Annotated in this window: 20 protein-coding genes; 15 read left to right on the top strand and 5 right to left on the bottom strand. The window is 65.6% G+C overall.

Annotated elements, in window-relative coordinates; genetic code table 11:
* Window positions 1–62 precede the first annotated feature (62 nt).
* Genes plsB through RUU78_RS05935 form a run of 4 tightly spaced genes read left to right on the top strand, consistent with a single transcriptional unit; the run spans window position 63 to window position 3,450 of the window.
* On the top strand, window positions 63–2,597 hold the full coding sequence (gene plsB, locus RUU78_RS05950; protein ID WP_313914657.1) for a glycerol-3-phosphate 1-O-acyltransferase PlsB: 2,535 nt from the start codon (window positions 63–65) through the stop codon (window positions 2,595–2,597).
* Window positions 2,598–2,648: 51 nt separating this feature from the next.
* A complete protein-coding gene (locus RUU78_RS05945) occupies window positions 2,649–3,026 on the top strand; it encodes a hypothetical protein (RefSeq protein ID WP_313914655.1) in 378 nt (125 codons plus the stop codon).
* The gene (locus tag RUU78_RS05940; protein WP_313914653.1) at window positions 3,008–3,178 is read left to right on the top strand and encodes a hypothetical protein; all 171 of its coding nucleotides are present in this window, start codon (window positions 3,008–3,010) and stop codon (window positions 3,176–3,178) included. Before RUU78_RS05945 ends, RUU78_RS05940 begins: the two co-directional genes overlap by 19 nt.
* Entirely contained in the window at window positions 3,175–3,450 is a 276-nt protein-coding gene (locus RUU78_RS05935) for a hypothetical protein (RefSeq protein ID WP_313914651.1), read from the top strand. Before RUU78_RS05940 ends, RUU78_RS05935 begins: the two co-directional genes overlap by 4 nt.
* On the opposite strand, the gene RUU78_RS05930 is transcribed toward RUU78_RS05935, so the two are convergent.
* Window positions 3,395–3,601: a DUF465 domain-containing protein gene (locus tag RUU78_RS05930; protein WP_313914784.1), complete on the bottom strand. Its 207-nt coding sequence runs from the start codon at window positions 3,599–3,601 to the stop codon at window positions 3,395–3,397. The genes RUU78_RS05935 and RUU78_RS05930 overlap by 56 nt on opposite strands.
* Window positions 3,602–3,737: 136 nt before the next feature.
* On the opposite strand from RUU78_RS05930, the gene ttcA reads away from it, so the two are divergent.
* The 3 genes from ttcA (at window position 3,738) to RUU78_RS05915 (ending at window position 6,552) form a co-directional block, all read left to right on the top strand.
* Window positions 3,738–4,613: a tRNA 2-thiocytidine(32) synthetase TtcA gene (gene ttcA / locus RUU78_RS05925; protein WP_313914650.1), complete on the top strand. Its 876-nt coding sequence runs from the start codon at window positions 3,738–3,740 to the stop codon at window positions 4,611–4,613.
* A 72-nt stretch (window positions 4,614–4,685) separates the two neighbouring features.
* Window positions 4,686–5,600, top strand: coding sequence for a recombination-associated protein RdgC (locus RUU78_RS05920; protein WP_313914648.1), 915 nt, complete (start codon window positions 4,686–4,688; stop codon window positions 5,598–5,600).
* A 190-nt stretch (window positions 5,601–5,790) separates the two neighbouring features.
* Window positions 5,791–6,552 (top strand): YgjP-like metallopeptidase domain-containing protein, encoded by a 762-nt coding sequence (locus tag RUU78_RS05915; RefSeq protein ID WP_313914646.1) that lies wholly within the window; start codon window positions 5,791–5,793, stop codon window positions 6,550–6,552.
* Window positions 6,553–6,578: 26 nt separating this feature from the next.
* Here RUU78_RS05915 and RUU78_RS05910 read toward each other — a convergent pair whose 3' ends face one another.
* Window positions 6,579–7,454, bottom strand: a complete 876-nt coding sequence (locus RUU78_RS05910; protein WP_313914645.1) for an alpha/beta hydrolase — start codon at window positions 7,452–7,454, stop codon at window positions 6,579–6,581.
* Complete coding sequence (gene hemH, locus RUU78_RS05905) at window positions 7,441–8,520, bottom strand: ferrochelatase (protein ID WP_313914644.1); 1,080 nt, start codon at window positions 8,518–8,520, stop codon at window positions 7,441–7,443. The genes RUU78_RS05910 and hemH overlap by 14 nt, the downstream gene beginning before the upstream one ends.
* Window positions 8,521–8,675: 155 nt before the next feature.
* Here hemH and RUU78_RS05900 point away from each other — a divergent pair, with 155 nt between their 5' ends.
* From RUU78_RS05900 to RUU78_RS05875, 6 genes are all read left to right on the top strand, one after another.
* Window positions 8,676–9,614: a hypothetical protein gene (locus RUU78_RS05900; RefSeq protein WP_313914642.1), complete on the top strand. Its 939-nt coding sequence runs from the start codon at window positions 8,676–8,678 to the stop codon at window positions 9,612–9,614.
* A gap of 120 nt (window positions 9,615–9,734) precedes the next feature.
* Window positions 9,735–10,427: a lipid-binding SYLF domain-containing protein gene (locus RUU78_RS05895; RefSeq protein ID WP_313914640.1), complete on the top strand. Its 693-nt coding sequence runs from the start codon at window positions 9,735–9,737 to the stop codon at window positions 10,425–10,427.
* 89 nt (window positions 10,428–10,516) lie between these two features.
* The gene (gene tatA / locus RUU78_RS05890) at window positions 10,517–10,738 is read left to right on the top strand and encodes a Sec-independent protein translocase subunit TatA (protein ID WP_313914638.1); all 222 of its coding nucleotides are present in this window, start codon (window positions 10,517–10,519) and stop codon (window positions 10,736–10,738) included.
* Window positions 10,739–10,747: 9 nt separating this feature from the next.
* The gene (gene tatB, locus RUU78_RS05885) at window positions 10,748–11,065 is read left to right on the top strand and encodes a Sec-independent protein translocase protein TatB (RefSeq protein ID WP_313914636.1); all 318 of its coding nucleotides are present in this window, start codon (window positions 10,748–10,750) and stop codon (window positions 11,063–11,065) included.
* Window positions 11,052–11,813 carry a twin-arginine translocase subunit TatC gene (gene tatC, locus RUU78_RS05880; protein WP_313914634.1) on the top strand — a complete coding sequence of 254 codons (762 nt, stop codon included), beginning with the start codon at window positions 11,052–11,054 and terminating at the stop codon, window positions 11,811–11,813. Before tatB ends, tatC begins: the two co-directional genes overlap by 14 nt.
* Before the next feature lie 171 nt (window positions 11,814–11,984).
* On the top strand, window positions 11,985–12,203 hold the full coding sequence (locus RUU78_RS05875; protein ID WP_313914633.1) for a hypothetical protein: 219 nt from the start codon (window positions 11,985–11,987) through the stop codon (window positions 12,201–12,203).
* A gap of 195 nt (window positions 12,204–12,398) precedes the next feature.
* Here RUU78_RS05875 and RUU78_RS05870 read toward each other — a convergent pair whose 3' ends face one another.
* Window positions 12,399–13,124: a glutamine amidotransferase gene (locus tag RUU78_RS05870; RefSeq protein WP_313914631.1), complete on the bottom strand. Its 726-nt coding sequence runs from the start codon at window positions 13,122–13,124 to the stop codon at window positions 12,399–12,401.
* Window positions 13,125–13,128: 4 nt separating this feature from the next.
* Entirely contained in the window at window positions 13,129–14,862 is a 1,734-nt protein-coding gene (locus RUU78_RS05865; protein WP_313914782.1) for a GspE/PulE family protein, read from the bottom strand.
* 184 nt (window positions 14,863–15,046) lie between these two features.
* Here RUU78_RS05865 and glyQ point away from each other — a divergent pair, with 184 nt between their 5' ends.
* Together glyQ and glyS are read left to right on the top strand one after the other, a co-directional pair.
* Window positions 15,047–15,964: a glycine--tRNA ligase subunit alpha gene (gene glyQ / locus RUU78_RS05860; protein WP_313914629.1), complete on the top strand. Its 918-nt coding sequence runs from the start codon at window positions 15,047–15,049 to the stop codon at window positions 15,962–15,964.
* A complete protein-coding gene (glyS, locus tag RUU78_RS05855) occupies window positions 15,957–18,098 on the top strand; it encodes a glycine--tRNA ligase subunit beta (protein ID WP_313914628.1) in 2,142 nt (713 codons plus the stop codon). Before glyQ ends, glyS begins: the two co-directional genes overlap by 8 nt.
* Window positions 18,099–18,162 lie beyond the last annotated feature (64 nt).

The following is an 18,162-nucleotide window of genomic DNA, read 5'->3' as shown; positions in this document are numbered from 1 at the left end:
GCTAACGCAAACGACGCCGCCTACGGGCGGCGTTCGTTTTTGGCGCGGTTACAATCCGCCGCATGGATGACATCACTATTTCCGAACGCGGCGATGACGCGCCGCGCGTTCCCTGGCGTCTTCGCCTGTTCGGCCGCCTGCTCGAATCCTGGATACGCATCAAGCCCGACCCGGCCAATCCGAGCAACCTGCTCGTGCCCGGCGTTCCGGTCTGCTACGTCACCGAGCGCTACGGCCTTTCCGATGCGCTGATCCTGGAACAGGCGTGCCGCGAAGCCGGCCTGCCTTCGGCGCTGATCCCGCTGCAGAACATCTCCACGCGACGCAAGCGCAGCTATTTTGCGACCTCCATGCGCAACAGCCTGTTCTGGAGTCGCGCACGTCGGCGCTCGCCGACGCAGCCGCTGGCCGAACTGGTCGCTCAACTCGAGCTGTTCCCGGACCTTGACGTACAACTGGTGCCGGTATCGATCTTCGTCGGCCGCGCACCGAATCGGCAGTCGGGCTGGTTCAGCGTGCTGTTCTCGGAAAACTGGGTCGTCGTCGGCCGCTTCCGCCGCCTGCTGGGACTGATCCTCAACGGCCGCGACACGCATGTGCAGTTTTCCGCGCCGGTGTCCCTGCGCAGCGTTCTGATGGAAGAACACGGCCAGCCGCGCGAGCGCACCGTGCGCAAGATTTCGCGCGTGCTGCGCGCGCATTTCCGTCGCATTCGCGCGGCAGTGATCGGTCCCGACCTGTCGCACCGTCGCACCATCGTTGACGCCGTGGTCAATGCCGAACCGGTGCAGGAAGTCGTCGCCGTCACTGCGCTGAAGGAATCGCTGTCGCGCGAGCAGGCCATGCGCCGCGCGCATGACTACGCGGTCGAAATCGCCGCCGACTATTCGCATCCGGTCGTACGCTCGATCTCGTTCCTGCTGACGAGTTTCTGGAACAAGCTCTACGACGGTGTCACGATGAACCATTTCGATCGCGTGCGCGCCGTGGCGCCGGGACACGAAATCATCTACGTGCCCTGCCATCGCAGCCATATCGACTACCTGCTCGTGAGCTGGCTGCTCTACACCAACGGCATCGTGCCGCCGCACATCGCCGCGGGCGTGAATCTCAATCTGCCGCTGGTTGGCCCGCTGCTGCGCCGCGGCGGCGCGTTCTTCCTGCGCCGCAGCTTCAAGTCGAACGCGCTGTATTCGGCCGTGTTCACCGAATACGTGAGCCAGCTGTTCGCCCGCGGTGTGTCGATGGAATATTTCATCGAGGGCGGCCGTTCGCGCACAGGACGCTTGCTGCAGCCGAAGTCGGGCATGCTGGCGATAACGATGCGCGCGTTTCTGCGCGAATCGCGTCGTCCGGTCGTGTTCCAGCCGGTCTACATCGGCTACGAAAAGCTCATGGAAGGCAACAGCTACATCGGCGAGCTGTCGGGCCAGGCCAAGAAGAAGGAGTCGCTGTTCGCACTGGTGCGCTCGCTGCGCAAACTGCGCGAGCACTACGGCCGCGTCGCGGTGAACTTCGGCGAGCCCGTCTTCCTGGAGGAACTGCTGGAGCGCGAAGTCCCCAACTGGCGCGCGACCGCGGGCGATGAAAAGCCCGAATGGTTCGGGCGCAGCGTGGACGCGCTGGCCGAACGCATCCAGGTCAGCATCAACCGCGCGGCCGACGTCAATCCGATCAATCTTCTCGCCGTCGCGCTACTGGCCACGCCCAAGCACGCGATGGCGGAGACCGATCTCATTGCGCAGCTTGATCTGTACAGGAATCTTCTCGCCGAACTGCCCTACGGCGAGCGCGTCACGCTGACCGCGAAGACGCCGCAGGAAATCGTCGCCTATGGCGAGAAGATGCAGTGGATACGCCGCATTCGCCATCCGCTGGGCGATGTGCTGACCAGCGAGGGCAAGCAGGCCACGCTGCTGTCCTACTTCCGCAACAACGTGCTGCACCTGTTCGCGGCCTCGGCCTGGATCGCCTGCTGCTTCATCAACAACCGGCGTATGGCGCGCGCCTCGCTGCTGCGATTGTCCAGGTTGATCTATCCGTTCATACAGTCCGAGCTGTTCCTGCCCTGGGACGAAGCCGGCTTCATCGAACGCATCCAGACCACGATTGATTTTTTCATCCAGCGCGGCGTGCTCACGCCCGATGCCGAGGGCCGCGTGCTCAATCGCGGCGCCGGCCAGGGGGACGCCGCCTTCCAGCTGCGCACGCTCGCGCACAGTCTGCTGCAGGCGTTCGAGCGCTACTACATCACGATTGCGGTACTGGTGAAGCACGGGCCGCACACGATCAGTGCTGCGGAACTTGAGAACTTGTGCACATTGACGGCGCAGCGGCTGACCCTGCTGCACGAGCTCAATGCGCCCGAGTTCTTCGACAAGGCCCTGTTCAAGGGCTTTATCCAGCAGCTGCGCGAGCTCAAGGTGATCTGGACCGACGATGCCGGCAAGCTCGATTTCGACGCAGCGCTCAATATCGTGGCCAAGGATGCGAAGGTGATCCTGAGCCGCGAGATCCGCCACGGCATCCTGAAGCTCGCGCCGCAGCCCAAGGCAACTCCACAGGCGCCCAAAGCCGAAGCCGCCGAAGCCGACTGAGCGGCGGAACCCGCGCACAGCAAATCCGATGACCGCGACGGCCTGAACCGGATGCGCGGCCACCTGGATCGGGGACAGCCGCCGTCATCGACACTCGTTGGTTGTTCTGATCACCGGCCATGGTTCCGCTGCACGCTGGGTGCGGTGCTCAGCGGTGCCACGTTCGGCGACAACCTGTCGGTGATTTCGGATACCGCCATCGCCGCCTCTCGCCTGCAGGGCGCGAGCATGCGCGACAAGTTCCGCGCGAACTTCTGGCTCGCGCTGCCGGCGGCGCTGGCTTGCGTGGTACTGCTGGCACTGCTAGGCGACGGCGCGGCCGCGCCGTCGGTGGCTCCTGCGTCACTGGGGGCGGCGCTGCCCGATCTCATCGTGCTCGTGCTCGCACTGCTGGGCGTGGACGTACTGATGTGCTCGGCCTCGGCCTGATGCCCGCCGGTGCGTTCGGCTTCCTGTTGAAGAGCGGCTATACGCTGGCGGCCTTCGGCAACGACATCCATGCCGGCTTTCAAGGCATGTTCGAGATCACGCTGCTGTCGCTGCTGATCGGCGGCCTGGCCGCCCTGAACGCCATGGCGTGAGTCCGGCCCGCAGCGCCAGCCTGCTCGACATCTTTGCGTGCGTGACGCAGAGCGTGCTGCCCTACGGCGCGCAGATCCTGCTCGCCGCGTCGATCGCCAGGACCTCGCCGCTGGAACTCGTCGGCCAGGTGCACTACGGCTGGCTGCTCGCGCTGGTTACGCTGGCGTCGATCGCCTTGGGCCTGCCACGAAGCGCGCTGCGGCCGGCGCTGCCGCTCAGGCCGGCTGATCGGGAATCAGCTGATTTTCCAGGTACGCGATCATGTCCTTGAGGCGCAGCTTGCGCTTCTTGAAACGCTTGAGCTGCAGCTCGTCGGCGGCACTGTCGACGGAAAGGCGTCCGATTGCGACATCGAGGTCGCGATGTTCGATACGCAGTTCGATCAGCTGACGCGTGATTTCGGCGGGATCCGGGCGTTGCATCGGCGCGAGCTTGAGGGAGTCGCCTGAGTGTAGCCCGCTTGAGCGGCGACTCGTAGGGTGGCATCGGAACGCGCCTGGCGGCCGGGAGGCCGGGTTGTCGCTGCTACAATGGCGGCCTTGTTTCGGCCCTTCGTCCATGAGCATTGCCGCCACACGCCAGCAGGAGTTCAACGCGGTCAAGCTGGCCAAGCGACTGCGCCGCCAGGTCGGCCAGGCCGTCGCCGATTTCCAGATGATCGAGGACGGCGACCGCATCATGGTCTGCCTGTCCGGCGGCAAGGATTCCTATACGCTGCTGCAGCTCCTGCGCCAGCTCCAGGCCAAGGCCCCGGTCGCCTTCGAACTGCATGCGGTGCACCTGGACCAGAAGCAGCCCGGCTACGACGCGCAGACACTGCCGCGCTACCTCGAGTCGGTCGGCATGCCGTACACCATCCTCGAACAGGACACCTATAGCGTGGTCAGGCGCGTGGTGCCCGAAGGCCGCACGATGTGCAGCCTGTGTTCCCGCCTGCGCCGCGGCAACCTGTATGACCACGCCGCGGCGCAGGGCTATACCAAGATTGCGCTAGGCCACCATCGTGACGACATCGTCGAGACATTGTTCCTGAATCTGTTCCACCAGGCCAAGCTCAAGGCCATGCCGCCCAAGCTGCGTTCGGACGACGGCCGCAATGTGGTGATTCGGCCGCTGGCCTACTGCCGCGAAGACAACATCGCCGACTACGCGCAGCTGCAGAATTTTCCGATCATGCCGTGCAATCTCTGCGGTTCGCAGGAAAACCTGCAGCGCAAGGCGATCAAGGCCATGTTGGCCGATTGGGAGCGCAGGTTCCCAGGCCGTGTCGAGAACGTGTTCCGAGCGATCGGCGACGTATCGCCCTCGCAACTGGCCGATCGCAACCTGTTCGACTTCGCTTCGCTGGGCGGCCGCGGCACGGCGCGCACGGTTGTCACCGACTGGCTGCGCGGCGAACCGGCCGGCGCAGAAACTGAGACCGTAGCCGGCTAAGTTGGCCGGCCGCGGAATCGCCGACCTTTCCTTCAACGCACCGGCGGGCTCAGGCCTGCCCCATGGGGATTCATGTTCTTCCGCAATCTGACTCTGTTCCGCTTTTCCGAAGCCATGGCCGAATCGCTGATCGAACTGGAAGCCCAGCTCGAGGAAAAGCGTCTGCGCCCCTGTGGTCCGCTGGAACAATCCACGCGCGGCTTCGTCTCTCCCCACGGCCGCAACGCCGACGTGCTCGTGCACAAGGTCGGGCTCTATACGCTGGTCGCCCTGGGTGGCGAGGACAAGCTGCTGCCAGGCTCGGTCGTCAATGAGGAGCTGTCGGCGCGGCTGCAGAAAATCACCGAGGAGCAGGGCCGTCGCGTCGGTGCCAAAGAGCGCAAGCGCATGAAAGACGACATCCTCACGGACTTCCTGCCGCGCGCGTTCGTCAAACCCTACCGGCTGCTGGCCTATCTGGACCTCAAGAACGGCTGGCTCGTCGTCGACACCTCCAGCCGCAAGTCGGCCGAGGAAGTACTGTCGGAACTGCGCGAGGCAGCGGGCTCGTTCCCCGCCACGCCGATGGCGCCGGAAGAGTCGCCGCGCACCTTGATGACGGACTGGGTGGTTAGTGGCAAGCTACCGGCCGGCCTGGTCCTGGCGGACGAGTGCGAATTGCGGGACCCGGCCGAATCCGGTGCGATCGTGCGCTGCCGTCGCCAGGACCTTGAAACCGACGAGGTGCGCGAGCACCTCAAGACCGGCAAGCAGGTGTATCAGCTCGGCCTGACCTTCGACGATCGCATCAGCCTCGTGCTTGGCGAAGACCTCGTCATCCGCAAGCTGCGCTTCCTCGACCAGGTGCTCGACGAACTGACCGAGACCAATGCCGATTCCGCCGCCGCCGAGCTCGACTCGCGCATGGCGCTGATGACGCTGGAAGTCGAACGCCTGCTTGGCAAGCTCGACGAATGGTTTCGCCTGCCGCGCCCGACCGATCGCTGAAACCCGGCGCGGCGACAATCCGGTGAAACCACAATCCCGGTCGCGCGGCAGCGGCGCGACCGGTCGACGCAAGGGATTGTGGGTTTGTATTGGGCTCGTTGCATCGAGCTCGATGTACCAGGCTCGTTGAACCAAGCTCGTTGAACCGCGTCCATCGTGCGTCGGCGGGCGGACTGGGTAAGGAACTGGCATGGCCCTGGACGACAACCACTACCTGGAACTGTCCACCCCGAACGGGGAGACGATCAAGGTATTCAAAAAGCCCCATCCGCAGGCGCGCCGGCTGCGCCTGACGGTCACTTCGCGTGGCGCCCGCCTGTCCTATCCGGAGGGAACCCACCCCGCCCAGGTGTTCGCGTTCTTGCGCAAGCACGTCGACTGGCTGGAACGGAAGCTCGACGAGCTGCAACTGGATGGGTCCGGCCCACCGCCGCTGCTGCCGGGCTCGCCGACCCTGATCCCGCTGCGCGGCGAGACTACGCAGATGCTCTGGCGCGAGGGCGCCTATCCCGGCATCGCCCATGAGGGCGACAAGCTCGTGTTGACCTTGCCCCCTGCCCAGGGCAAGCGCGCCCTGCCGGCGGCACGCGCTTTGCTGCGATCCTTTCTCGATGCGCAGATCCGCCGCGACGTGTCGCGCCTGCTCGCCCGCTACACCTCCGAACTGCAGGCGGCGCCCGTGGCCGTGCGCGTGAAGCCGCTCAAGAGCCTCTGGGGCAGTCTCGACACGCGCGACTGCATGACGCTGGACCTGGCCCTGGCCCTGGCTCCGCCGGCGGCGCTGAAATACGTCGTGGTCCACGAGCTGTGCCATCTCAAGATCCGCAACCACTCGCCGCGCTACTGGAACCTCGTCGCGAGCTTCTACCCGGACTGGAAGGAACAGCGCGACTGGCTGCGCGAAAAAGGCCACGCCCTCAAGGCCGAACTGTCCCGGCTCATCGACCCCTGAGCCGGGACTGCACGTCGGCGTCGCGATCAGGCAACCCTTGCTGAAGCCGCGACGCGATCGCAAAAGGCAAGGATCGCCGCGGCGACCGGTGCGGGGTTTTCCAGGTGCACATGATGGTTGCCCGGCAGATGCTGGAGCGTGATGTCCGCAACGCAGGCCGCGCGTGCGCGCATCATCGCGTCGGGCAGGTACGAAGCCGCCGGTTGGGCAAGCAATACCAGCGTCGGCGCCGCGATACCGCGCAGGATGTTGTGGATCTGCGCTTCGGTGTAGCGCAGCGGCGAAGCCAGCGTGAGGCGTACATCACTGGACCAGGACCAGCCGCCCGGAACCGCCGCCAGGCCGCGCTCGACCAGTGCCGAAGCCGCGGCCTCGCTGAGATCGTTCACCTGCATGCGCGCGCGTATCGCGAGCGACGCGTCGGGGAAGACCCGCAACGACTTGGCGCTGCACGCGACGCGCTGGCTCATGCTGCGTCGCAATTGCTCCAGCGCCGCGTCGGGCGCGACCGTCAATGGACCCAGCGACTCGATCAGCAGCAGCGTCTGCACCGCGTCCGGCTGCGCCGCGGCGAAGACGCTGGCCGTCGCACCGCCCAACGAATGGCCGAGCAGCGAATACCGTTGCCAGCCCAGTGCCTGAGTCACGGCCTGGATGTCGGCCAGGTATTCGACGTAGTGATACCAGCCGCCCGGAGGCCGATGGCCGGATCGACCGTGGCCCGGCAGGTCGATCGCGACCACATGGAAGCGCGAGGCCAGCAACGGCGCCAGCGCGCCGAACGACGCGGCATTGTCGAGCCAGCCATGCAAGGCCAGCAGCGGCGGCAAGGCCTCGTCGCCCCAGCTCTGGGCGGCGAGCGTCAGGTGCGGCAGCTCGATCGTGAGCTCACGCGCCGACATTCGGTACTCCCGCAGCAGCCGGGTTTTCGGCCGGCAACCAGCCCTGGATGTGCCGCAGGACCAGTTCCGACAACGCCGCAACCTGGTCCTCGCCATCGTTGAGGGCGGCAATGTACTCATAGCGCTGCCCTCCCGCGTGCAGGAAACGCTCGCGGTTTTCGACCGCGATCTCTTCCAGGGTTTCGAGGCAATCCACGGCGAAGGCGGGGCAGAGTACCTGGACCGAACTGACACCGGCTTTCGCGAATTCTTCGAGCTTCTGGTCGGTGTAGGGCCTTAGCCACTCTTCACGACCGACCCGCGACTGGAAGCTGACGACCACACCGTCGTCGCCGACGCCCAGCCGTGCCGCGAGCCGTGCCGCCGTTGCGCTGCACTGCATTGCGTAGGGGTCGCCCGCTTCGACGTAGCGCCGCGGAATGCCATGAAACGACAGCAGCAGCCGCTCGGCGCGCCCGTGCGCCGCCCAGTGCCGCTCGACGCTGCGGGCCAGCGCCTCGATGTGCGCCGGCTGGTCGTGGTAGTCGCCGATCGTGCGCAGCTCCGGCGGCCAGCGCAGCGTCTTGATCGCATCGGCCAACGCGTCGAACACCGCGCCGGTGGACGTCGCCGAGTACTGCGGATACAGCGGCAGCACGAGAACGCGGCGGCGGCCGGCGCCGACGAGGCTGCGCAGCACGGCCGACAGCGCAGGCTCGCCGTAGGTCATGGCCAGATGCACATCGACGCCATCACCGGCCGAACGCTTCAGTGAACCGCCCAACGCCTGCGCAAGCGCCTGGCTGTTCACGAGCAGCGGCGAACCGGTCTTGGTCCAGATGCTTGCATAGGCGCGCGCCGAGCGTGCCGGTCGCAGACGCAGGATCACGCCGTTGAGGATCAGCCACCACAGCCAGCGCGGCTGCTCGATCACGCGCGGGTCGGACAGGAACTGGTCGAGATAGCGGCGAACCGCCGCGGTCGTGGGTGCCGCCGGTGTGCCGAGATTGACGAGCACGACGGCGATGCCGCCGCTGCCGGTTTCCGCGCCCGGCGGCGCTGCGTAGTACTTCCTGGTTCCGAACATGGCTTTCCGAGTGATTGCGTACGTTGCCGCCGCGTTGTTTGGGGCCTGGCGGAACCCTGCCTTGTAGGCGAACCGGAAGCTGCTAGACTGGCTGAGCCGTGTCAGCGCCCGACCCGGCCGACGATTACCAGAAACGATAACAAAAACGGTGAACAATGAGCCTGCGCGCATGCCCTGCCGCCGCGGCACTATTTGCTCTGTTGGCCGCAACCGCGGCCACAGCGGAGCCGTTCGCCCTCGCTCCGGCCTATGATCAGATTTATCGCGTGGATCTGGCCACGCGAACCGCGACGCTGGTCGGTGAAACGGGCTCCTATGCCGGTCAGACGATTGTATTCAAAGGCATGGCCTACGCCCCGAACGGGTCGCTGCTGGCTTCGTCAGACAACACCAAGTCGCTTTTCCGCCTCGATTTTCTCGGCTCGGCCCCTACGCTCGTCGGCAGCCTCGGCCTGGCCGGACAGGGTGATCCCGCACGACTCGACGCGCTTGACCTCTCCTATGCCGTGACCTGCGACGGATCGGCCTGGCTCGCGTCCGGCGTCACGCGCAAGCTCTGGAAGGTCGATATCGCGACGGGCTTCACCACGTATATCGGCCCTACCGGCGCACGCGTCACCGGCCTCGCTGCGCGCGGTCGCGAACTGTTCGGCACGGGTGACTACGAAAACCCGTCCCTGTTTCGCGTCGACACCACGACCGGCACCGCGACCGCCATCGGCTCGTTCAACGTCGCCAGCAGCAAGATCAGCTCGGTCTGGCCGTCCTTCGACAGCAGCGGCCAGCTGTGGGCCGCTGTCAGCTATATCCCGCCGCCGCCGCCCGCAGCGAATACGTTCCCACCGGACTGGAGCGACCTCGCCCGCCTCGATCCGGGCACTGGCGCGATGACACTGCTGGGTCCCATCACAGGACCGGAAGATCTGCGCAGCGTACCGTTGTTCGGGTTGGCGATCGGTCCTCCGGCACCGTGCCCGACTGGCACCGTGACCCCGCTAACCGTTCCAGCTGGTTCGCCGTTCGGCTACGCCGTGTTTGGCGCCCTGCTCGCGCTCGCTTCCTGCTTCGGCCTGCGTCGACGCCGTCTGCGTTAAGCGGCGATTCCCCCACTGAACCACACCATGCCCGGGCTGCGCGGACGCGCACTCCGGAATGTCGCGTGGGCGCGACTCGGCGTACACGCGGCGCGAGCCCCCTTCTCCAGTGAGATTCCCGTGAGCCGATCGAAACTGCATGTCCTGCTGCTCGTATGCTGCCTGCTCCCCGCCAGCAGTACGCTCGCCAGTGAAACCGAAGCCAAGCGAGCCCGTGAAGCCGTTCGCGTCATCGACGAAATCATGCAGGCGCCCGACCGGCGCATCCCCTCCAACCTGCTGCGCGAAGCGCACGCCATCGCCGTCATTCCCGATGTCATCAAGGCAGGACTCGTGGTCGGCGGCCGCCGCGGCCACGGCCTCATCGTCGTCAAGACGCCCGAGGGCACCTGGTCCAACCCCAGTTTCATCACCATGACCGGCGGCAGTCTCGGCTTGCAGGCTGGCGTCCAGTCGACCGACGTCGTGCTCGTGTTCCGCAGCCGTAGAGGCGTGGATTCGATCGTGCACGGCAAGTTCACCCTCGGCGCCGACGCATCGGCTGCCGCCGGGCCGGTAGGCCGCTCGGCGCAGGCGTCCACCGACGCCCAGCTCAAGGCTGAGATTTACTCGTATTCGCGCGCGCGCGGCCTGTTCGCCGGCGTCGCCCTCGACGGTTCGGTCATCGCGATCGATCACGACTCCAACCAGGCCGTGTTCGGCGACGGCATCACGCCGCGACGCATATTCGAGGGCGGAGTCGGTAATGTGCCGGAAGTCGTGGTCGATTTCCGCGACCGTCTCGAGGAGTACACTGCGCAATCGGCCGAGTGAGCGTGGCGTCATGACCCCATTGCAAAGCACGGCTACACTGTTGCGCTTTGCCGTTAACGACGACGCGATTCCTTTGCAGGAGTGGAACAATGGGTAGTTTTAGCATTTGGCACTGGCTGGTTGTTCTGCTGATTGTCGTGCTGGTCTTCGGCACCAAGCGGCTGCGCAACATGGGCGGCGATCTCGGCAGCGCAATGCGCGATTTCAAGAAGGGCCTGCAAAGCGACGAGGAAGCGCCCAAGCTCAAGGCCGACCCGGCGCCCGACGGCGAAAAGGTCGCGAGCGAGACCAAACGCGAAAAAGCCGAGTAAATCGCGGCGATGTTCGATATTGGCTTCAGCGAGTTCGTGCTGATCGGCATCGTCGCGCTGATCGTGCTGGGACCCGAGCGCCTGCCCGGCGCCGCGCGCACCGTCGGGGCCCTGCTGCGCCGCGCGCGCAACAGCTGGGCCAATGTGCGCACCGAGGTCGAGCGCGAACTGGCGGCCGAGGAGCTCAAGCGCAGCATGCGCGACACGGCCGCCGCCGCAGATCCTCGCGAGGATCTGCGCAACGCGGCAGAGCAGTTCCGCGAGACCACCGAGCAGGTCCGCGAGGGCACACAGGAAATCGGCAGGAAGCTCGATGAGCGCAGCTGACCAGGACCAGGGCGACGAGGCCTCGTTTTTTTCCCATCTTGTTGAGTTGCGTGCACGCCTGATGAAAGCCGTGCTCGCGATAGGCGCCGTACTGCTGTGTCTGCTGCCGTTCGCCAACAAGCTCTATGCGTGGCTGGCCGAACCACTGCTGCGCAACCTGCCCGCCGGCGGCCAGCTCGTCGCGATCGAGGTTGCCTCGCCCTTCTTCACGCCACTCAAGCTGGCGTTCTGCACGGCACTCGTCGTCGCCATGCCGGTCGTTCTGTATCAGCTGTGGGCCTTCGTAGCGCCGGGCCTGTACCGACACGAGAAGCGTCTCGGCATGCCGCTGCTGGTCTCCAGTGTCGTCCTGTTCTATCTCGGCGGCGCTTTTGCATATTTCCTCGTGCTGCCGATGGTGTTTTCCTTTCTCGCCAAGATCACGCCACAGGGCGTGGCCATGATGACGGACATTGGTAAATATCTCGATTTCGTACTCGTGATCTTTTTTGCTTTTGGGCTGTGCTTCGAGGTTCCGGTAGCTGTCGTTATTCTGGTCGCGCTCGGCTGGGTCACGCCCAAGCAGCTGACCGAAAGTCGCGGCTATGTCGTCGTCGGCGCGTTCGTCATCGCCGCCATACTGACCCCGCCGGACGTGGTGTCGCAGGTAATGCTCGCGATACCCATGTGCCTCCTGTACGAAGTCGGTATCGTCGCCGCGCGAACGGTAGCCACCCGCCCCGCGGACCTCGAAAGTCCCGATGCCTGAACGAACCAGTGTTGCAGTCGCCGTAAATTGGCGTCGCTTCGGCTCAACTCGCGGCGTTATTTACAATTCGTAACAAGTGCGCGCCAGCTGTAGCGTCATTTTCATGAACCTGCCACGTATACTATTCCCGCAGTACACGTAGCAGCACTTCTTAATCTCAGGGTGAAAATCATGAAAAAGTCCGCCGCAGCAGTCGCTGTTGACGAAGATACTCGCGACGCTAGCCTGCGTGTTTCCAAGCGCATGCGCGACAGCCTCAAAGCCGCAGCCGCCGTGATGGGCCGCCCGCTGTACGATGTTACCAACGAAGCCATCAACGACTATCTCGGTGGCTTGAAGCTGCCGGATCCGCTGGCCGGCCTGCGCAAGGGCAGCAAGGGTCGCAAGTAATGGTCTCTGCGTTTCTGCGGCCCCCACGGCCAGATCCGCAAGATATCCAAACGCCGCGCACTGCGCGGCGTTTGCTTTTGTAAAGCTGACGAATACGGGTAACTACTCACGCAAGTTTGGAAGATCCCTCAGCCGGAACTTCGACCAAAGTCTAACTACGCACATTTCTAGCGGTTGCAGTCGCGACGACGAAGCTCACAAGCCGCCGACGCGCGCCAGCCGCACGAAACTCCGAAGCAGCCAGCGGGCCTGGGGCGTCGGGCCGCATTCGCGCAGCAGCCGTACCGGATCCAGCCCTTCACTGACCAGGCGCTCATGTCGGCCGCGGATATATCCCGCCATGATTCCCGCACTGAACTCCGGATGGAATTGCAGCCCCCAGGCCCGCTCGCCGAAACGTAGCGCCTGGTGCGGGTCGAGTGCAGAGCTCGCCAGTACCTGCGCACCAGACGGCACTTCGACGACAAATTGCTGGTGAGTGGTCTGCGCACGGAACTCGGGAGCCACTGCGGCGAACAGCGGATCAGTCGTCGCCTGCGCACCCGTCCGTAGCGACTGAGTGCCGATCTGCCGTCCCAGGGGATTCCAGTCCACACGGCCGCCCAGGCCATGCGCCAGCAACTGATGGCCGTAGCAGATACCGAGTACCGGCACGGCATTGCTGCGCACCGCCGAGGCAAGCCACGCAGCCGTGCGTTCGCTCCAGTCGGAGCGGTCAGTCACCATGCTCGCCGAACCGGTCACGAGAACCGCGGCAAGGCGTCTGGCCGACGGCAGCGCTTCGCCGCGATCCACGCGCACGGTATCGACATCGCTGCGCCGCAGGCCCGCGGCACGGATGAACCACGCCGCGAAGTCGCCACGCCGCGCCGCGAGCCGCGGCAGGGTCGTGCCGGTCTGCAGGATGAGGAGTCGATCCACGCCGCTACTCGACTGGAGGCAATACCGTCATGACCTCGGCCACGGTCGTCACCCCGCGAGCGACCTGCGCCGCGGCGGATATGCGCAGCGGCCGCATGCCATCGCTGAGCGCGGCCTCGCCGAACTTGACCAGGTCGGTATCGGCCTGGATGAGCTGGCGCAGCTTCGAGGTGATGCGCAGCATCTCGTAGATGCCGGTGCGGCCGAGGAATCCGGTATTGCGGCATTCAAGGCAGCCGACCGGCCCCTGCGTGCGTTCGGGCAGCGCCAGGTTCCAGCGATGCGTGAGTGCGTCCCACGCGCGCGGCTCCACCGGCAGCGCGGTCTTGCAGTGCGGACAAAGCGTGCGGACGAGGCGCTGCGCCACGACACCGGTCAGGGTCGACTGGATCAGGTAGTGCGGGACGCCGAGATCGAGGAGTCGCGTTACGGCCGTCGGCGCGTCGTTGGTATGCAGCGTCGACAGCACCAGGTGACCCGTCAGTGAGGCCTGCACCGCCATCTGCGCGGTCTCGAGGTCGCGGATTTCGCCGACCATGATGATGTCCGGATCCTGGCGCAGCAGCGTGCGCACGCCCGCGGCGAAATCCAGGTCGATCGCCGGTTGCACCTGCATCTGGTTGAACTCGGGGCTGACCATTTCAATCGGGTCTTCCACCGTGCAGACGTTGAGATCCGGCGTGGCCAGATGCTTCAGCGTCGAATACAACGTCGTGGTCTTGCCCGAGCCGGTAGGACCGGTCACCAGCACGATGCCGTGCGGCCGCTCGACCATCGAGCGCCAGAGGTTTTCCTCGTCCATGGAGAACCCGATCTGGCGAAACTCCTTGACCACGATGTCCGGGTCGAAGATGCGCATGACGATCTTTTCGCCGAAGGCCGTCGGCATCGTCGACAGGCGCAATTCGACTTCGCGCCCGCCCGGCGAACGCGTCTTGATGCGTCCGTCCTGCGGCCGGCGCTTTTCCGCGAGATCCATGCGGCCGAGGATCTTGATGCGCGCGGTCACCGCGGTCATCACCGGCGGGGGAAACTCGAACACCTTGAGCATGTTGCCGTCGATGCGAAAGCGGATGTTGCCCGCATCGCGTCGCGGCTCCAGATGAATGTCCGAGGCGCGCTGATCGAAGGCGTATTGCAGCAGCCAGTCGACGATGTGCACGACGTGGCGGTCGTCCGCGCCGATGTCGCCGGATTTGCCAAGTTCCAGCAGCTGCTCGAAGTTCAGCAGTGTCGACGGGTCGTAGCCGCTGTCGCCCTTGGCATCCTTGGCGCGCTGGATCGAGCGCTGCACGCCGAAGAACTCGGCCAGGTAGCGGTTGACATCGAGCGGACTCGATACGACCCGCTCGATCTCGCGCCGCAGGATATGCCCGAGGTCGTTGACCCAGCGCGCGTCGAAGGGTTCAGCGGAGGCAATCGTGACCTTTTCCGGCGCGACCGCGACTGGAAGGATGCGATAGCGCGTCGCGTACTGGTGTGAGATGACCTGCGTCACCGCCTTGACGTCGATCTTCATCGGATCGATACGCAGATAAGGCAGTCCGGATTTTTCCGCCAGCCATTGCGTCAGCAGCTCCAGACCCAGCGGCTTGCCAGGACTGCGCTGGTCGATCGGCTTGAGATTCGCCACGAGCACCAGCGGATGCAGCGCCAGCTTGTCCTTGGTGCTGCGCGAGTCGGCGCGGATGCGGCGCGCATCGTCGGCCGCGAGCAAGCCATCCTGCACGAGTGCCATCAGGGTTTCATCGAGCTCCAGCCGTCCGTGCAGGCCCAGCTTGGCCGGCGTGCTCGCGGCGGTGGGCGCCGGAGCATCGGCCGCGACGGGACGCTGCGGGATGGTTGCCATGGCGATTCCTGTAGGACGGCAGAGCGCTGGCTATACTAGCGCGCTTTGCCGTTGCCCTTTCGTGAGCCACACCATGTCTACGCTGACGCCCACGTTTCAGGACGTGATCCAGACCCTCAACCGCTATTGGGCGGAACAGGGCTGCGTGCTGATCCAGCCGTTCGATACCGAGGTCGGCGCAGGCACGTTCCATCCGGCGACCTTCCTGCGCGCGCTCGGCCCCGAGCCCTGGGCCGCCGCGTACGTGCAGCCGTCGCGCCGGCCTACCGACGGCCGGTATGGCGAAAACCCGAATCGCCTGCAGCACTACTACCAGTACCAGGTCGTGCTCAAGCCCAACCCGGACAACATTCTGGACTTGTATATCGGCTCGCTGCGCGCACTCGGACTCGACCCGCTGACCCACGATCTGCGCTTCGTCGAGGACAACTGGGAGTCGCCGACGCTCGGCGCCTGGGGCCTGGGCTGGGAAGTCTGGCTCAACGGCATGGAAGTCACCCAGTTCACTTATTTCCAGCAGGCCGGCGGTATCGAATGCCGTCCGGTCACGGGTGAAATCACCTACGGCCTGGAACGCCTGGCGATGTATCTGCAGAACGTCGACAACGTCTATGACCTGGTCTGGACCGTCGCGCCGCACGGCGTGGTCACCTACGGCGACGTGTTCCACCAGAACGAAGTGGAACAATCGACATACAACTTCGAGCACGCCAACGTGACCGAGCTGCTGCATTGGTTCGACGTCTGCGAGTCCGAGGCAAAGAAACTCATCGATGCAAAACTGCCGCTGCCGGCCTACGAACAGGTATGCAAGGCCTCGCACAGTTTCAACCTGCTCGACGCACGCCGCGCGATAAGTGTGACCGAACGCCAGCGCTACATCCTGCGTGTGCGCACGCTGGCCCGCGGCGTAGCCGAGGCCTACTACGCGCAGCGCGAGAAGCTCGGTTTTCCCGGACTGAAGAACCGCCAGGAGAAGGCCCATGGCTGAGCAGGCGCTGCTGATCGAAATCGGCACCGAGGAACTGCCGACGCGCACGATCGACGAACTCGCCCACGCCTTCGCCACCGGCATCGTGGACGGACTCAACAAGCGTGGCTTTGCGATCCCGGCAGATGCCGCCACGGTGTATTGCACGCCGCGCCGCCTTGCCGTGCGGCTGCCGGCCGTCGCGCAAGCCCAGCCCGATCAGACTATCGAACGCCGCGGCCCCGCCGCCGCCGCCGCATTCGGCAGCGATGGTCAGCCGAGCAAGGCGCTGACCGGCTTCGCCGCATCCTGCGGCACGACGGTCGAACAGTTGCAGAAGCTCGAGACCGACAAGGGTGCCTGGTTCGTGTTCCGCAGCGAGCAGGCGGGCCAGCCGTTGGCCGCATTGCTGCCGGACATCATCGTCGAAGCGCTCAAGGCGTTGCCGATTCCCAAGCCGATGCGCTGGGGTGATCACGACTATGCCTTCGTGCGGCCGGTGCACTGGCTCGTGATCCTCCACGGCGACCGGATCATCGACGCCAGATTGATGGGGCTCGTCAGCGGCCGCGAATCGCGCGGCCATCGCTTCCACCACAACCAGGCGGTATCCATCGCCGACGCGGACAGCTGGCTGGCCAGCTTGCGCGAGGCGCACGTGCTCGCCGATCCGGTCGAACGGCGCGAACGCATCCGCGCCGAGATCGCGCGCGCCGCCGCCGAGACCGGCGGACGCACGCAGCTCGGTGACGAGTTGCTCGACGAAATCGCCAACCTGACCGAGTGGCCCGTCGCCATCGCCTGCGCTTTCGAAGAGGATTTCCTGCGCGTGCCGCAGGAAGCGCTGGTCATGACGATGGAGACCAACCAGAAATTCGTCTCCGTCGTCGACGCGTCCGGCCGTCTAACGCGGCATTTCATCGGTGTGGCGAACATCGCCAGCAAGGATCCCGGCGAAATCCGCAAGGGCTACGAACGCGTGATCCGGCCACGCTTCGCCGATGCGCGGTTCTTCTTTGACGAAGACCTCAAGTCGTCGTTGATCGACCAGCTCGAGACACTCAAGGGCGTGACCTACCAGCAGGCGCTGGGCTCGGTCTGGGACAAGGTGATCCGCGTCGCTGAGCTCGCCCGCACCATCGCCAACCGCGTCGGCGTCGACGCGGCGCAGGCGACGCGCGCCGCCGCGCTGGCCAAATGCGACCTCATGACGCGCATGGTCGGCGAGTTCCCCGAGCTGCAGGGCGTCATGGGCCGCTACTACGCGAGCGCCAACGGCGAGCACCCGGATGTCGCGCGGGCGGTGGATGAGTTCTACCGGCCGCGTTTCGCCGGCGACGGCATCGCGAGCGGACCGGTCGGCCAGGTGCTCGCGATTGCCGAACGCATCGACACGCTGTGCGGTATCTTCGCCGTTGGCCTCAAGCCCAGCGGCAACAAGGACCCATTCGCGCTGCGCCGTGCCGCGCTCGGCCTCGCCCGCACGCTGATCGAAAGCGGCCTGACGCTGGAACTGTCTCCGCTGCTGGCTGAAGCCCTGGCACAACTGCCCGACGGCGCGCTCGCCGCGGGGCTACCCAGGAGCAAGGACGGCAAGGCACCGGCGCTAGATGCCGGCGCGCGCCGGCGCGAACTGGCCGCCGACATCCTCGACTTCATCGTCGACCGGCTGCGCGGCTACTACACCGACGCGGGCATAGCCGCCGACCGCTTCGAAGCGGTGCGAGCATTAAACCCGGATGATCTTGGCGATTTCGACGCACGCGTGCGTGCCGTCGCAACCTTCGCCAGTCAGCCGGAAGCCGAGGCGCTGGCCGCCGCCAACAAACGTATCGCCAACATCCTGCGCCAGGCCGGCGATGTGGACGGCGGCGCGATCGATGCAGACCTGCTCGGCGCCGGCGCGGAAAGCGATCTCCACAGCGCGCTGTGCGCGGCGAAACGCGTCACCACTCAGGCCGCGCAGCAACGCGACTATGTGACGCTGCTGCAGCGCCTCGGCGAGTTGCGCGGTCCGGTCGATGCGTTCTTCACGGACGTCATGGTCATGGCCGACGACCCGGCGATACGCGCGAACCGGCTGCGGTTGCTGCGCGAACTGCGCCAGCAGTTTCTGCAGGTCGCCGACATCTCCGTGCTGCAGCCGGCCGGCTGAGGTCGTCCTGGCAACGACCGCGGGCAGTCGGCTGCTCCTCTGCCCGCGGCGCGCGATACCGACG

Origin of the sequence: Tahibacter sp. (assembly GCF_032229445.1) — a bacterium.
Taxonomy (GTDB): Bacteria; Pseudomonadota; Gammaproteobacteria; order Xanthomonadales; family Rhodanobacteraceae; genus Tahibacter.
Note: the sequence above shows the minus strand (reverse complement) of the source record. Positions and strands in the feature narration are given on the sequence as shown.